Genomic DNA, 14,363 nt, shown 5'->3' on the forward strand with positions numbered 1-14,363 from the left:
ATCCGTCAGATCCCCTCGTGCCATCCCCGCTTCACCTTATCGCCTTCGTAGAAGCAACCAGTGAATCAGATCTCAGGATGATCGTATAGACCTTTTGTCAACACGACCTAGACAAGTGGGTCGATGATAAGGTGGGGATTACGCGATATATTAACCCGCTTGATGCTCTGTGTGGCATAACCCGCTAGAGGCTCTCTCCCATTCTTTCATCATCTGCCGCCGCTTTTCGAACAGATCGCCCCGCCGATAAGCGGCTTCTACCTTGTCCCCAATGGCGTGGGCTAAAGCCATTTCGGCAACCTCACGCGGGTAGTGTGTTTCCTCTGCGGCCCAATCCCTGAATGTCGAGCGTAAGCCGTGGACCGTGACACCTTTTGTCCCTGCCGCATGATGCAAGGCTTTGGATAGCGCCACGTCCGAGAGTGGTTTGCCCGCCTTCTGACCGGGGAATACCAGATCACCATTTTCAGGGTCGCGTAGGGTTGTGACGGCTTCTAAGATCGCCAGTGCGCTATCGGTAAGGGGAACACGGTGTTCCCTTCCCGCCTTCATACGCTCGGCGGGAATGGTCCAGACCTTCGATTGCAGGTCGATTTCATTCCATGTTGCGGCCCTCACTTCGCCGGAGCGTGTTGCCGTGAGACAGACAAAACGGACTGCCTTGGCTGCGAGTCCATCGGATGCCGCAAGAGAAGCCATTACCTTGCCGATATCCTTGCGCTCAACCGCCGCATGATGCTCGACCTTCGCCACTTTGCTCGGCGGTGGGAGAATAGCATCCAGATGCCCGCGCCATCGGGCGGCGTTTTCGCCCTCGCACCAGCCATGAGCCTTGGCGTACCCTAAGATACGTTCAACGCGGGACCGAAGCCGTGAGGCTGTTTCTGTCTTGCTATCCCATATTGGACGTAGGGCGTTCAGCACGTCCTCTGTGGATACCCTGCTCACCGGCCTGTCACCGAAAACTGGGAACACATGCTGCTCGAGAGAACGCCGCCATATCGGTTCGGCCTTCTTGTCTTTCCAACCTGATGCTTGTTCCGTGATGAAGCGCCGGGCGACCTGTTCGAACGTCAGGGTTAACGCCTGTTCCAGCTTACGGGCCTTGTCGATTTCCTGTTTGCGGTCGAGTGGGTCTATCTTCTCTGCAAGCAACAAGCGGGCCTCACTGGCGCGTTGCCTCGCTGTCGCAAGAGGAACGTCATAGGCAGAACCTAGGCCCATCTCTCTACGCTTGCCGGTTACGGGGCTTGTGAACCGGAATGTCCAGCCGCGTGATGTGGGGGTTGCAATCAGCCACAGGCCCCCACCATCGCAAAGGTTGCCAGACTTCCATGTCTCGACCCTGCGAGCCGTCAGTTGATTAGGGGCTAGTCTGCTCATAGTGCTCTTATACCCGCCTTTAAACCCCTCTTAAAACATGGGCTCAAGCGGGTCAATCTGACACATTCAGGGATAGGTCCTATAATAATTCCATATTATACAGTTACTTACGGGTTTTGAGGATACAGTCTGAACCTGTGGTTAGGCGGACATCCCCTCCGCCAGCGCGATTCCAAAGAAAATATGAAATTCAGGTTCTCGGGCAGTTGTCCGTTCACCCATTGAATGGGTCTGTCTTATCAGGCTTTCTTCATGGTCGGAGACCGTGTAGAGGCTTGGATCTATGTCAGAAAATCTTGTTCCAGTTTATCTGGCGGGCGATCTGGTGTTCCGTCCGGAAGCCCTCACCCTTTTCGCACAACTTAAATCGATCTGTGCAGAGTATGGCCTGGATGGCGTTGCGCCCTTTGACGGTCAGGCCGAGGCGCGCCTCCTGCCGCCTGGTCGCGAAACCATTCTTGCGTTTGTTCGTGCAGATCGTGATCTGATGGATCGCTGTGCTGCCGGTCTGTTTTGTATCGACCCGTTCCGCCGTTCCCCGGAGATGGATCCGGGAACGGCTGTAGAAATCGGCTATATGATGGGCCTGGGCAAGCCGATGGAAGCCTACACCGTGGACGGGCGTCTTTATTCCGAAAAGGTCGAGGCGTACTGGCGCGATGTCCTGAAACAGGATCTGCGCACGCGGGAGGAAAGTGATGCGCCTTCCTCAGGCAGCATGGAAGATCCTGACGGCATGCTGGTTCATTCCGAAGGTCTGCTTCAGAATGGAATGGTGGAAGGCTTTATTGGCATGGCCGGTGGCCAGGTTTCCATCCACCGGCATTTCTTTCAGGCATTCCGGAAGGCGGCTGAGCGCCTTTCCTTGCGGTTGCACACAAGGGTTTAGGCGGCTTTATCAGTTTTTCGTATAAATGCCCTGACGGCAGCGTGGCGCCAGACCACAGACATTGCAGACGACGGTCATGGAAGGATCGTCGTTGAATGAACAGCTTGATGGACGTTCCAGAGCGTACCCCAGTGACGGAGGTTTTGTCTGGAATGCCGTTACGACCCGCGTCATCCAGTTCTGAAGCTGCTGGGGCAGTTCCTCGTGATGGTGAGCCCACCACAGGATGTCATCGGTTGTACGCCCAATCTGCTGTGCAAGCTGGTCAGGAGACCATTGGGTCACTTGCAGAAAATCAGTCAACGTCACACTAGGCACGTTACAGCCTTCCGAAAGTGTAAAACAGGAACAGATGCGTAAAAGACTTCTGTTTTTTCGTCAATAAATCATTAAACTCTTTTTTTTTCGATAAAACCTGTGGTGTTTTTGATTTGTTAACGACACGCATTCTTTGATTGCGGTATTTGTCTAATGGTAACGTTTATCCCAAAAATGATCGAGCGAAGTCTATACTTCTGCTTCGGACCGAATCAGTGGCGGGCTATTCTTTGTGTGCGACGAAAGAAGCGGCGGCTTTCTGTTTCAGGAAACGTCGCAAACCGATTTGTCCGACTTTTTCGAGAAGTGGCGTCGTGATGTGCAGCAGCCACGGCATGATCAGACAGGCATGGGCAAAAATGCCGTCTATCCTGGGTAGGAAGATTTCACGTCCTGCCCCTTTGCTGGTCCGGATAATCATTCTGGCCACATATTGGGCCGACAGGGGTTGATTGACGAAATTCAGGACAGATCCTCCGTCTTGTGTTTCCTGCTCAAGCATCCGGGTATCAACAGCCGCAAGAAAGATTGAGGAAACCCTCAGTGTCCTGGGGCGGAATTCAAGAGCCAGCGAACGGGCAAAGCCTCTGAGACCAAATTTCGTAGCACTATATACCGAGCTTCCCTGCAAGGGCATCACACCGGCAATGGAGTTGATGAACATGATATGTCCATTGGGAGATAATGCGGGGAGCAGTTGACTGGTCATGAGGATTGGTGACGTCAGATTAATGGCCATCTGTTCTTCAAGACTATGCTGCGTGATATCCTTGGTTGCTTCAGGCTGTATTTTCCCTGCGCAATGAATTAGAAGCCCGATGGGCCGATTTCTGTCCCGGATTGCAGTGCCGACAGACTGAAGATTCGATGGTTCTGTCAAATCACAGAAAACAGCTTCAAATTGCCCTTTGCTGCTGGAAATCTGTTCTTCCGCCTTGCGGGGCTGGCGCGTTAGCAGAAGGACATCCCACCCCTGCTCCAGCAGGAGTCCTGCGATTTCACACCCAATTCCACCCGTTCCACCTGTCATGACGGCAAATGAAGGCACTGTTATCCTTTTTCTGGGGGAAAAGGGATTCATGTAGTGTGCGGGAAGGTCAGAGTTGAGGGCGTCAGGAAATGCATGATCAACTTTCTGAAAAAGGCGGTTGCATCTTCATAACGCGATAACTGTATGCGTCCTATGGTTTTCTGGTGTCGTGACAAGGGCACGCAAAGCGTGTGCAGGCATTCTTTTCATTTCATGGACGAATGGCGCTTGCAGGACCGTGATGGTGGGCGCGACAGGGATTGAATCTGTGACTGCTACCGCGTGAGGACGGTGCCGGAATTATATGGCAATAATGTGCCTTATCTCCCCATTCTTCTGACGGGCCCTGATCTGGCAGGCGAAGGTCGCGTCAGCCTATGCGTGTATGCCAGTGGATGGCCGCTCTCCGGGTAGTTCCGATCGAAGGTGCGCTTTTCTGTGGGTGATCCTGTTGACGTCCAGATGCGTTTGCGTTCCCGTCCCAACAGTTCAGCACGCTTGCAGACAGAGGTTCAGGCATTCCTGCTGGGGCGCCATCATTGCATTCCGTGTCGTCGTGATCGATTTCTGCGATCTGCTTTCGATATGGTCTGAACACTCTTCCCTGACTTTTATGCCTTCGGCCGCGAGTATTGCGCTTGCAACAAATCCCTGGCCAAAGGTGAAATCAGGCATAACGGGAAGGCAGCGTGCCAGTTCACTGAGACATTAGAGGCCATATTGGCGCTCTCATGGACTGCGGCGTGGATGATCCCGATGTCAGAAAATGTATCACTCAGGACCTAAGAGGTTTCCTCTTAACTCCGGTCTTCTACATTTTTAGATTGCGAACCATTTCTCGATAAAAACCAATAAAATCTCGAATTGTTAATATTATTTCTGTATAAAATTGTTTTATGTCTTTAATTCTCATTAATAACAGAGAAGAAATCAAATGTATATTATTGTAACTTCTATATGGCAGTTATGCAACAGCATTTTTTGATACTATTAACCATGCTTGTTTTCGGATGGACAAGGTTCCGCATGGAAAACTACTTCTGAGGAGCTTAAAAATATCGTCTGACAGTGAGCCCATTATGATTCCTTATCGACGCAGGGAACTGCTTTTGTGCGCTTCCATCCTCGCAACAGGGCTGGGAATCTCTGCGAAAGCAGAAGCCCAGACTGCGACCAGTACGCATCATCGTGCGTCCTCACACGGTGCGTCTGTTCTTAAAAAGAGCGCGACTAAAACTGCCAGCAAAACTGAAGCCGGACCGTCTGTAACGGCTGCTACAACAGCTCCTTCTACCGTGGCAGCGAGGGCACCTGCCCCCGCCTTTACAGCTCAGAACCGTCATAATCGCGCTCTTGACTCCATTGAAACCGGGCGTGCGGAAACGGTGGTTGTGACGGGATCTGCACTGAGCACCTCCAACAACCAGAACGCCAATCCGGTGCAGATCATAAGCAGCAAGCAGATCGAACAGACAGGAGCCACCACGCTTGGTGACTATCTGCAACGTCTGCCTTCGATCGGCTCGCAAGGAACGACGAACAGTCAGACCAACGGTACGGATGGTGTCAGTTGCACGGATATTCGTAATCTGGGTTACCAGCGTGTTCTGGTGCTGGTTGATGGCAAGCGTGCTGCCATTAACGGTGAGTCCAGCTGTTTCGACATGAACACCATCAATATCCATCAGGTGGCCAGTGTTGAAATCCTGAAGGATGGTGGCTCTGAACTGTATGGTGCCGATGCTGTTTCCGGCGTCATCAACATCAAGCTGAAGCATAACCTGAGCGACGGTAACATTACGGTCCGTGGTGGCATCACTGATGTGGGTGACGGCCAGACCGGCATGATCTCCGGCTACAAGGGCTGGAATTTTGATCATGGCAAGGGCAATGTTACGGTTTCCGGCTCTTACATGACACAGAGCGGCATCAAGCAGAAAAATCGCTCCTGGGCGACGCCTGTCCAGCAGAATGACTCCTCCGATGCTTCTGCCCTTACCTATGGCTCAGGTTATCCGACGGCAGGCCGTTTCATCGGTGCGACCAGCGGCAACGACATGATCGCGAACAGCAACGGGACGCTAAGTCCATTTACGAGCGCGGATCGCTACAACTACGGCAACGACCAGTCCCTGACGAACTCCCTTCAGGACGCGACGCTGTCATTCGATGCGCATTATGACATCAACAGTCATTTTACGCCGTACCTGAACTTCAATTATAGTCACCGTAATTCGTCGACCACGATGGCGCCGGAGCCAGTATCGGGCAGTATCTATCCGTCCACATTGCCTACAACGCTTTATATTCCGGCAAACGACCCGTACAATACGTCTGGTGAAGACCAGTACATGTACAAGCGCATGGGCGAGTGGGGTGACCGCCGCACTGAAACTGCCTCTGATACCTATACTGGCATTGCCGGTGTCAAGGGTGAAATCACCCACGGCTGGAACTACGACCTGTCCTACACCTATGGCTGGAACCAGGTTTCAAACCAGGTCGAGGGCGTAGGAAATTACACCAAGCTTCTGGAAACATACGGCCTGCGTCAGGTTACGCCAGGTGATTCCAGCAGTGCGCTTGTCTACGATCCGTCTGTCTGCAATGCATCCGCGGGATGTGTGCTGTCCAACCCGTATGAGAAGCTTTCTTCGGCAGCTGCGGCCTATTCCAACTACACCACGCATGAGAACTACTACTACCAGATGCGTGACCTGAACCTGCGTATTAACAACAACCATGTTGTTCACATGCCGTGGGCGAATGGTGGCGATCTCGGTATCGCGCTGGGTATGGAACACCGTGGCGAACAACTCGCCTATCATCCGGATCCGCTGGTCGAAGCCGGTGAGACGCTGACCAACTCCGCCTCCTACACGGGTGGCGGGTTCAACGTCACGGAAGGGTATCTCGAAGGCAAGGCTACGCTGCTGCATAATGCGTTCCTCGCGAAGGATCTGACGATTGACGGTCAGGGCCGGTATTCGTCCTACAACACGTTCGGCGGCACAAAGAACTGGAAGGTCTCCATCAACTGGGCGCCGATTCAGGACATCCGCTTCCGTGCAACACTTGGCACATCCTACCGTCAGCCGAATGTGTATGAACTGTATGGTGGCCAGTCTCTCGGCTATGCATCAGCGACGGATCCCTGTGACTCCGTGCAGGCGGCCACCTATGGCGCCAAGGCTGCGACCGTAGCCGCAAACTGTGCCAAGCAGGGCATCAACACGTCCACATTCAGTTCCACCTATTCCGGCCAGACCCCGACCATTTATGGTGGTAGCAGCACCCTCAAACCTGAGACGGGTCGGACCTATACCTTTGGTACGGTGATTACCCCGCGCTGGATTCCGGGTCTCTCGGCATCTGTCGAATACTGGCACTACACGCTCAAGAACATGATCTCATACCTGCCTACGCAGTACATCATGGATGAGTGCTACACGGGAGCTGATACATCGTATTGCAGTGATATCACGCGCAATTCGAGCACGGGTCAGCTCAACTCCGTTTCGGCGTTGTACCAGAATATCGGCGGCCTGAAGACAAGCGGTATCGACTTCGACCTCGATTACCGTATCCGCATCACATCTCATGACGTGCTGACGCTGTCCAACAACTTCCAGCAGCTCGTCAGCTATCTTCAGCAGTATGAGCCCGGTGGTTCATGGTACAACTATGCCGGACGCATGCTTTATCAATCCGGTTACGGTATGCCGCGTGTCCGTGACTATGCCACGGTTGGCTGGCAGCATGGCGCTATCGGCTTCACCTACATGATGAACTATATCGGTGGCATGCGCTGGAACGACGGCACCGAGGATCTGACACGTGCCAACGGCTACGGTCGTACCAGCACCCCGGGGATCTTCTCCCACGATGTGACGGTAACGTATCGTTGGAACCGCTGGAACTTCCAGGGTGGCGTGAACAATCTCCTCGACAAGAAGCCACCTTTCGTTGCCAGCGCAACGGATAACAGCGCTTCTGCGCTGTATGGTAGTCTTTATATGGGGCGTTACGTCTTCCTGCAGGCTGGCGTGAATTTCTGAGATCATTTTCTGGCCAGAACAAAAAAGGGCAGCTCGTAAGAGCTGCCCTTTTTTAGGCTCCGTTGCCAAAAATTTTTCAGCTTGGCGATTCTTTGGCTGCGACCTGTTTGATGAGTGGAGATGGCCGTCATCGGTCTGGCATGGTAGATTTTACCAATTACTGACACTATCGTCGTTGAGGCTGACGTTCAGGAGCGCAGATGAGATGAAGCAGGATGCTGGCGATATTATTGGTTTCCATCACGTCGCTATAATCGCATCTGATTATCAGCGCTCCCGAGCGTTTTATGTTGATGTGCTGGGCTTCAAGGTCATCGCTGAAAATTTTCGGGCCGAGCGTAATTCATGGAAGTGCGATCTTCAGGTCGGTGACGCCCAGATTGAGCTCTTTTCTTTTCCGCAGGCTCCCCCTCGGGTTTCGCGACCAGAAGCCTGCGGACTGCGCCATCTCGCATTCCGTGTTCAGGACATTGTCAGGGTCGTGCAACGTTTAGAGCGGCATGGGATTGTTTCGGAGCCAATTCGCACAGACCCCTATACGGGCCGCCTGTTCACATTTTTCGCTGATCCGGATGATCTTCCGCTCGAACTCTACGAAATATGAGCGATCCCTGATTGCGGCGGCCACGGTAAGGCAGCCCTTGGGTTGATCTGGCCCGTGTCGACGCCATGCTTTGAAGCGTGTGAATTAATTATCCAGACTGAAATTTACCGTTGTCTGGTGATGATGCTCCACCACGGGAACGCCTTTTACGGTCGCTGGGGCATATCGCTGTCGCCGACAGTGATCGAGTGCACTTGCGTTGAATTCAGGGTTTGTACTGGAAACCACCTGACAGTTCACCGTATGCCCGGTTTTATCAATATCAAACATCATCTTGACCTGGCCTGTGGCATTTTCCCTGACCAGTTTTTCCGGATACACAGGTCCGTTTTTCATAACCTGCGGAGGATTGGATTTCGTTTCTTGGCCGCAGGCTACGCCTGGCGCTGCCAATACAGCTATCAACAATAGAAAATGCTTCAAATTCGCCTCCTGCGCATCGTTCTTTATTCAGGATGATACATTTCCATCGTTTGTGATAGCTATGGTTACAATTTCTGGCTTGAGTAGACGTCATCCTGTCTCAGTGGCGCGTCCATGGCGGAAGAAACCTGCCCAGAGGCCGAATGCGATATTGGTGGACCTTTCCTCGCCGAGAAGGCGGATTCAGCGGGCGCTTTTCGTCATTCCGGGGATCATTCGCGTCGTATGGTTCTGGATCGCGACGCTCTGAAGGCGGAATGGGCTTCGTGCTGCGCTCATCAACTGGAATGGACATGATCTGCCCTCCTGCAAAACGATTCAAGCGTTCTGCAAGCTCGGGGTTCATCTGAGACAAAAAGAAACCCGGCTTGCACCGGGCTCCTTTCAGTTCATCCGATTGGGAGGTTCCGGCATGGGTGGAGGATCTTCACCCGGTGGCGGATATGGATTGGGCTTTGGCGGGTCAGGTGGCATTGGTGGCGTGGGATTAGGCAACTCACTGGCACTTTGAGGGCAGAGCATCATCATCTCCATTGCAGGGGTGACAATGCTTCAAAGCTGTTTTGGAACGGCGGTTTGCTCGCAGCAAAAAGAAAGCCGGCCGGCTGCCCTGTTTTGGACGCTCAAGTCCCTTTCGCGGGATCATAGTCCTTTTCAACCTCCTCATCTTCTTCCGGAGGCTCGTCTATGATCGGGCTCTTGTCGGGATAGGGATCGAAAGGCTCTCTTTCGCTCGGAGAACCGGGAGCTTTTGTCGGATTGATGGGCGTGTTGCCGGATTGAGCGAACATGGTCGCCTCCTGTTGTCCAGCGATTCAAATCCCTACCCAGTGGCTGGTTCGATATACACAAAAAGAAACCCAATCAGCGTCGGGCTGTCAGTCAGCCGAACTGGTACGAAGATGTTCCTCTTCAAGGATCAGTCTTTCGATTCTTCTGCGCACATGAATCGCTTCTGCATCCGTCACGAAGTTGGGCTCATCGCAGGCTCGTGTCTGATCGAGGCAGGGTTCAATGACATTGAGAACACGTACGTCCTCGGCAATCACCTCCCTGTTCCGGCTGGCATACTGTTCCGAAATGTCTTCGGAACTCATGGCAAAATCACGTAGGATGGCGAAATGATAATGCGTGGTTGTATCCGTTTCCGGAGTAATTCCATGAAGGAACGCCAGTTGACCCGTACTGTTCTGCACATGCCCCTCTTCGTCACAGGAAACGATTTCAGATCCGGCTGCCACGACCAGTGAAACTCCAAACAGTTCTGCCCGGCTCCTGATCCCCATGGTGCTTCCAAGCTTGGGAAAGAAGGCGGTCATGGCATCTGGCGTGGGAAAAGCTTTCAGGGGATGGTGAAAACAGAGGCGCGTTGGTTCTTCGATCATCGAACAGGCCTTTGCCGGACCATCCTCACAGCTCCGAATGCCCAGGCTTGCAGGGTGCGTGAAGCTGATATGCGACTGGTCGAACAGGTTCTCCAGCACGATCTGGGACCGCGCCTCAACATGGCAGGTGCCTGTTCCGAACAGGAGTTTCTCTGTGCCATGCGAAAAAAGGGAAGCCGTGTCCGGCAGGCGGTTCATGTCTGCGGGTGTTTCCAGATCCGCCCAGATCCAGACGAACGGTTTCTGTTCGACGACAGGGAAAGACTTCAGATCCATGGCTTTGGGAATATGCTTCTGAAAGGGGAGACTGACGCACTGGCCTGATGTCTCAAAAACCGCCCCATGATAGGGGCAGATCAGGTGTTCCCCGTCCTGATGCTCTGCGCATAGTGGCATCTGACGGTGTGGGCACAGGGCTTTCAATGCCTGCACGTCCCCGCCTGAAGTCCGCAGCAACAGAATATCCTGCCCAAGCAACCGTCGTCTCAGAGGGCTACTGGTGATCTCCGAACTCCAGCCGGCAATGTACCACTGCTGGCACGGATAGGGCTGTGTAACGGCGGAAAATGGATAGACCGGCATCATGAGTGGAAACGTCTCCCGAGAATTCTTCCCGGATACCGGAGCGATATGAATAGAGAGTAAAATCAGGACGTTTTTCCGGTCCTGATTTAAAATTTGAATGGAAGCACTCTACGATCATTCCCCAGTCACTGACACCTTGAGCAGTAGTAAAGTGTCGCAGGAAAGCTGGACATCCTGTTCCCCAGGTTCCACTCTTTTCACGCAAAGGAGAGCGCAACATGCGACACGATCATAACGATGATGAAAACGTCATCGACTCGGAAATCCAGGAACTGATGTCCGAGCTGCAGAATGATGCAGAACGTCTGAGCACGGCGACCGAAAAATCAGGTGCACCAGATGAGATCAAGCACATGGTTGCGGCGCTGGCCGACAAGATTGATGGGCTGGCTTCACTGGTTCGATAAGGAATGCAGGCTTCCTTCACAGCGCTTCGATTGCTTCCCCCTCGGTATCGTGTCGGTATTTATTGTGCCAATGACTGATGCGAACGAATGAAATCGATGAACGCGCGCAGCGGCGGTGGCAGTTGGCGGCGGCCGGAATAATAAAGCATGGGTCCCGAAAAAGGTGTGGCCCAGTCGTCCAGCACAACCTCAAGCGCGCCGCTGCGGATGTGAGGAGCCAGCCAGTCTTCAAACAGACAGACGATACCCAGACCTGACAGAGCAGTTTCAACCAGCAGATCGCAGGCCGATCCGGGTTGGACCAGTAAGGGCCCTGGAGGATCGAGGCGAATAACCTCGCCGTTCTTTTCGAACTCCCACATGGCTGGCGCTCCACCGGCGAAACGAAGACGCAGACAGGCGTCTTCCAGCAACTCGCTTGGGTGTTGAGGACGTCCCTTCGCAGACAGATAAGATGGTGCGGCCGCAGTAAGAACGCGCTGAGTGGCAGGCCCGATGGGGATCGCGATCATGTCCTGTTCCAGACGTTCTTCATAACGGATGCCTGCGTCCGCGCCAGAAGCAAGAATATCGACAAAACTGTCCTCTACCGTCACGTCCACGCGGATTTGTGGATGAGCGATCAGGAAAGGCGACAGAATACCCGGCAGCACAGTCCGGGCGACATTGGCCGGCACGTTGAGGCGCATGGTGCCCGCAGGCTGGTCGGTTTGTGCGTGGACCGTATCGAGTGCGGCGCTGATCTCGGCCAGAGCTGGTGAAAGCCGTTCGAACAGTCGGGCGCCCGTTTCAGTAAGTGAAATGCTGCGTGTGCTGCGATGAAGCAGGCGTGTACCAAGGCGGGTTTCCAGCCGCCGCAGAGCTTCGCTCAGGCCGGATGCCGAAAGACCCGAAACACGCGCCGCCTCCCGGAAACCGCCTGCCCGCGCAATCGCAACGAAGGCTGAAAGATCATCAAGCTCGAAAGACATTGTGCGATTTTCCGTACGGGCCGTTCAGGATTGAGCAGCTTATCGATCATTCGAGCGCCGTCCATGTTTGGTGTGCCCCCTTATCCAGGAGATACCAATGAGCAGTCAGGCCAATGCAGGAACCTTTATACTCGGCGACCGCGTCGTGAACCGCATGGGGTACGGGGCGATGCAGCTTGCCGGCCCTGGTGTCTTCGGGCCACCGCGGGACCATGAAGCCGCTATTGCTGTACTGCGAGCGGCGGTCGAAGCCGGCGTCAATCATATCGATACCAGCGATTTTTACGGCCCGCATGTCACGAACCAGATCATCCGGGAGACCCTGCACCCTTATGGCGATGACCTCATGATCGTAACCAAGGTCGGCGCGGTGCGTGGCGAGGATGCATCATGGCAGCCAGCCCAGAGCGCGGAAGACCTGACCAGAGCCGTGCATGACAATCTGCGCAATCTGGGGCTGGACCGGCTTGAGGTGGTCAATCTGCGACTGATGGGGGACATTTTTGCACCCAAAGAAGGCTCGCTGGCGGAGCCGTTTTCGGCACTCGCTGCGCTGCGTGAACAGGGGCTCATCCGTCATATCGGTCTCAGCAATGCAACGGCTGCCCAGGTCGCTGAAGCGCAGACGATCGCACCAGTGGTCTGCGTGCAGAACCATTACAACCTCGTCCACAGGAAGGATGATGCGCTGATCGACGCGCTGGCTTCACAGGGCGTGGCCTATGTGCCGTTCTTTCCCCTGGGTGGGTTCAGCCCCATCCAGTCCGATGTCCTGTCCCGAGTTGCAGCAGATATCGGGGCTACACCGTTACAGGTCGCTCTGGTATGGCTGTTGGCCCGCTCCCCTAATCTGCTCCTCATCCCGGGAACTTCGAATCTTCTTCACCTGTCGGAAAACCTGGCAGCAGCAGAGCTGGAATTGCCGGACGATGCTCGTGCGCGACTTGACGCCATCGCTTAACGCGGGAAGCCGCCCTCTTCGGATGGCCGGGTTACTGTCTGCGGTATAAAACGCAACCAGAGCCATCCGCTCAGAGCAGACAAGGCTGAACCGGTGAAGATTCCCATCTTCGCCGGGGTCATAAGATCTGATCCGGAAAATGCCAGATTTGCTACAAACAGGCTGATCGTGAAGCCAATGCCGCACAGCAGCGAAAGACCGAACAGCATTCCGGTTGAGGTGCCGGCTGGAAGCATGGCGACCTTCAGCCGGATCGAGAGCAGTGTTGCGCCAAATACCCCGACAGGCTTGCCAATCATCAGTCCCAGTATGATCCCGAGCGGAACAGCTTCCAGCATCATGTCCGGTTTGATGCCGGCCACTGAAATGCCCACGTTCATGAAACCAAAAAGCGGCAGGACGATCCAGGTGACGAAGGGCGTGACCGCAGATGAAACCCGATCGAGAGGGGCAGCCCCTCTCGCGTCCCCTGCGGGCAGACACAGACCGGTAATGACCCCAGCAAGTGTCGGGTGGAGCCCGGAATCCAGAAGCGTAGTCCAGAGCAGAACGCCGCCCGACCCATAAGCCCAGAGTGTTCTGATCCCTGCCCTGTTCGCTCCAATCAATGCGGCCGTGACAAGTACAGCCGCGAGTAGTGCAGGCCAGTACAGGGCGCTGCCATAAAACAGGGCGATCACTACAATCCCCAGCACGTCATCGAAAATGGCAAGTGCCATCAGCCATGCTCGTCCTCCGGGCGAGACACGCCGTCCCAGAGCAAGGATGATTGGCAAGGTGAAGGCCGCATCCGTTGCCACAGGAATAGCCCAGCCAGAAGTTGCTTCCGGGTGTCCCCATGTCACCAGCAGATATGTCAGTGCCGGCACCACCATCCCGCCCACTGCTCCAATCAGTGGCAGAGCGACACGTCGGAGCGACGAGAGATGTCCAGAGACGATTTCCTTTTTGATTTCGAGAATGACCACCAGAAAGAACAGGGTCATCAGCCCGTCAGAAACCCATGCGGCGATATTGTCGGGACCCCGCTTTCCAAGAAAGGGAAATTTCAGCGGGAGTGTCGTCAGGGTTCTATAGCCCGCCGCCCATGGCGAATTGGCCAGAACAAACCCGGCAAGAGACGCAAGCAGGAGAAAGGATGCTCCACCGGCGGAAGATTTCAGGAAGCGTCTGACATGGGCAGTGGCCGGAACAAAAGGTGCGGTCATTCGCTGTTGTCGAACGGGATAGCCTTCCACACAAGCTTTCCAAAGAACGAGGTGAAGCGGCTAAGATTGCCGCATATCCCTATCCGCCAGCACTGGCTCGATACGCCTAACCCAACTCAGGAGATGGCATGGCCCTGCCAC

The 14,363-nt window shown here is 54.4% G+C and carries 13 protein-coding genes; 5 read left to right on the top strand and 8 right to left on the bottom strand.

What is annotated here, in order from left to right; all coding sequences use genetic code 11:
• Window positions 1-150: 150 nt before the first annotated feature.
• The gene (locus HKD31_RS11460) at window positions 151-1,383 is read right to left on the bottom strand and encodes a tyrosine-type recombinase/integrase (RefSeq protein WP_194265246.1); all 1,233 of its coding nucleotides are present in this window, start codon (window positions 1,381-1,383) and stop codon (window positions 151-153) included.
• A 283-nt stretch (window positions 1,384-1,666) separates the two neighbouring features.
• Between HKD31_RS11460 and HKD31_RS11465 the strand changes: the two genes are divergently transcribed.
• Window positions 1,667-2,272 (top strand): nucleoside 2-deoxyribosyltransferase, encoded by a 606-nt coding sequence (locus HKD31_RS11465; RefSeq protein WP_194265245.1) that lies wholly within the window; start codon window positions 1,667-1,669, stop codon window positions 2,270-2,272.
• A 9-nt stretch (window positions 2,273-2,281) separates the two neighbouring features.
• Here HKD31_RS11465 and HKD31_RS11470 read toward each other — a convergent pair whose 3' ends face one another.
• Both HKD31_RS11470 and HKD31_RS11475 read right to left on the bottom strand, forming a co-directional pair.
• Entirely contained in the window at window positions 2,282-2,557 is a 276-nt protein-coding gene (locus HKD31_RS11470) for a hypothetical protein (protein WP_231100652.1), read from the bottom strand.
• A 256-nt stretch (window positions 2,558-2,813) separates the two neighbouring features.
• A complete protein-coding gene (locus tag HKD31_RS11475; RefSeq protein ID WP_338085574.1) occupies window positions 2,814-3,638 on the bottom strand; it encodes an SDR family NAD(P)-dependent oxidoreductase in 825 nt (274 codons plus the stop codon).
• A gap of 1,061 nt (window positions 3,639-4,699) precedes the next feature.
• Between HKD31_RS11475 and HKD31_RS11480 the strand changes: the two genes are divergently transcribed.
• Both HKD31_RS11480 and gloA2 read left to right on the top strand, forming a co-directional pair.
• A complete protein-coding gene (locus HKD31_RS11480; RefSeq protein ID WP_194265243.1) occupies window positions 4,700-7,678 on the top strand; it encodes a TonB-dependent receptor plug domain-containing protein in 2,979 nt (992 codons plus the stop codon).
• A 205-nt stretch (window positions 7,679-7,883) separates the two neighbouring features.
• Entirely contained in the window at window positions 7,884-8,282 is a 399-nt protein-coding gene (gene gloA2 / locus HKD31_RS11485) for an SMU1112c/YaeR family gloxylase I-like metalloprotein (protein ID WP_194265242.1), read from the top strand.
• A gap of 84 nt (window positions 8,283-8,366) precedes the next feature.
• Here the strand turns inward: gloA2 and HKD31_RS11490 are convergent, their stop codons facing one another.
• The 3 genes from HKD31_RS11490 to HKD31_RS11500 all read right to left on the bottom strand — a co-directional run bounded on the left by HKD31_RS11490 (window position 8,367) and on the right by HKD31_RS11500 (window position 10,675).
• Window positions 8,367-8,705: an energy transducer TonB gene (locus HKD31_RS11490; RefSeq protein WP_194265241.1), complete on the bottom strand. Its 339-nt coding sequence runs from the start codon at window positions 8,703-8,705 to the stop codon at window positions 8,367-8,369.
• Window positions 8,706-9,328: 623 nt separating this feature from the next.
• Complete coding sequence (locus HKD31_RS11495) at window positions 9,329-9,496, bottom strand: hypothetical protein (RefSeq protein ID WP_194265240.1); 168 nt, start codon at window positions 9,494-9,496, stop codon at window positions 9,329-9,331.
• Between the two features lie 87 nt (window positions 9,497-9,583).
• Window positions 9,584-10,675 (bottom strand): aromatic ring-hydroxylating dioxygenase subunit alpha, encoded by a 1,092-nt coding sequence (locus HKD31_RS11500; protein ID WP_194265239.1) that lies wholly within the window; start codon window positions 10,673-10,675, stop codon window positions 9,584-9,586.
• 218 nt (window positions 10,676-10,893) lie between these two features.
• Here HKD31_RS11500 and HKD31_RS11505 point away from each other — a divergent pair, with 218 nt between their 5' ends.
• A complete protein-coding gene (locus tag HKD31_RS11505) occupies window positions 10,894-11,082 on the top strand; it encodes a hypothetical protein (protein ID WP_194265238.1) in 189 nt (62 codons plus the stop codon).
• 59 nt (window positions 11,083-11,141) lie between these two features.
• Here the strand turns inward: HKD31_RS11505 and HKD31_RS11510 are convergent, their stop codons facing one another.
• Window positions 11,142-12,053, bottom strand: a complete 912-nt coding sequence (locus HKD31_RS11510) for a LysR substrate-binding domain-containing protein (protein ID WP_194265237.1) — start codon at window positions 12,051-12,053, stop codon at window positions 11,142-11,144.
• Between the two features lie 97 nt (window positions 12,054-12,150).
• On the opposite strand from HKD31_RS11510, the gene HKD31_RS11515 reads away from it, so the two are divergent.
• Complete coding sequence (locus HKD31_RS11515; RefSeq protein WP_194265236.1) at window positions 12,151-13,014, top strand: aldo/keto reductase family oxidoreductase; 864 nt, start codon at window positions 12,151-12,153, stop codon at window positions 13,012-13,014.
• On the opposite strand, the gene nhaA is transcribed toward HKD31_RS11515, so the two are convergent.
• Window positions 13,011-14,222 carry a Na+/H+ antiporter NhaA gene (gene nhaA / locus HKD31_RS11520; protein ID WP_194265235.1) on the bottom strand — a complete coding sequence of 404 codons (1,212 nt, stop codon included), beginning with the start codon at window positions 14,220-14,222 and terminating at the stop codon, window positions 13,011-13,013. The genes HKD31_RS11515 and nhaA overlap by 4 nt on opposite strands.
• Window positions 14,223-14,363 lie beyond the last annotated feature (141 nt).

It is taken from the genome of Gluconobacter potus (assembly GCF_015244705.1).
GTDB lineage: Bacteria > Pseudomonadota > Alphaproteobacteria > Acetobacterales > Acetobacteraceae > Gluconobacter > Gluconobacter potus.

Excerpts from the sequence above, each read along its gene's own strand:
- HKD31_RS11500 (WP_194265239.1), bottom strand. The coding sequence starts at position 10,675 with ATGATGCCGGTCTATCCATTTTCCGCCGTTACACAGCCCTATCCGTGC.
- HKD31_RS11505 (WP_194265238.1), top strand. The coding sequence starts at position 10,894 with ATGCGACACGATCATAACGATGATGAAAACGTCATCGACTCGGAAATC.
- HKD31_RS11510 (WP_194265237.1), bottom strand. The coding sequence starts at position 12,053 with ATGTCTTTCGAGCTTGATGATCTTTCAGCCTTCGTTGCGATTGCGCGG.
- HKD31_RS11465 (WP_194265245.1), top strand. The coding sequence starts at position 1,667 with ATGTCAGAAAATCTTGTTCCAGTTTATCTGGCGGGCGATCTGGTGTTC.
- HKD31_RS11515 (WP_194265236.1), top strand. The coding sequence starts at position 12,151 with ATGAGCAGTCAGGCCAATGCAGGAACCTTTATACTCGGCGACCGCGTC.
- gloA2 (WP_194265242.1), top strand. The coding sequence starts at position 7,884 with ATGAAGCAGGATGCTGGCGATATTATTGGTTTCCATCACGTCGCTATA.
- HKD31_RS11480 (WP_194265243.1), top strand. The coding sequence starts at position 4,700 with ATGATTCCTTATCGACGCAGGGAACTGCTTTTGTGCGCTTCCATCCTC.
- HKD31_RS11495 (WP_194265240.1), bottom strand. The coding sequence starts at position 9,496 with ATGTTCGCTCAATCCGGCAACACGCCCATCAATCCGACAAAAGCTCCC.
- HKD31_RS11460 (WP_194265246.1), bottom strand. The coding sequence starts at position 1,383 with ATGAGCAGACTAGCCCCTAATCAACTGACGGCTCGCAGGGTCGAGACA.
- nhaA (WP_194265235.1), bottom strand. The coding sequence starts at position 14,222 with ATGACCGCACCTTTTGTTCCGGCCACTGCCCATGTCAGACGCTTCCTG.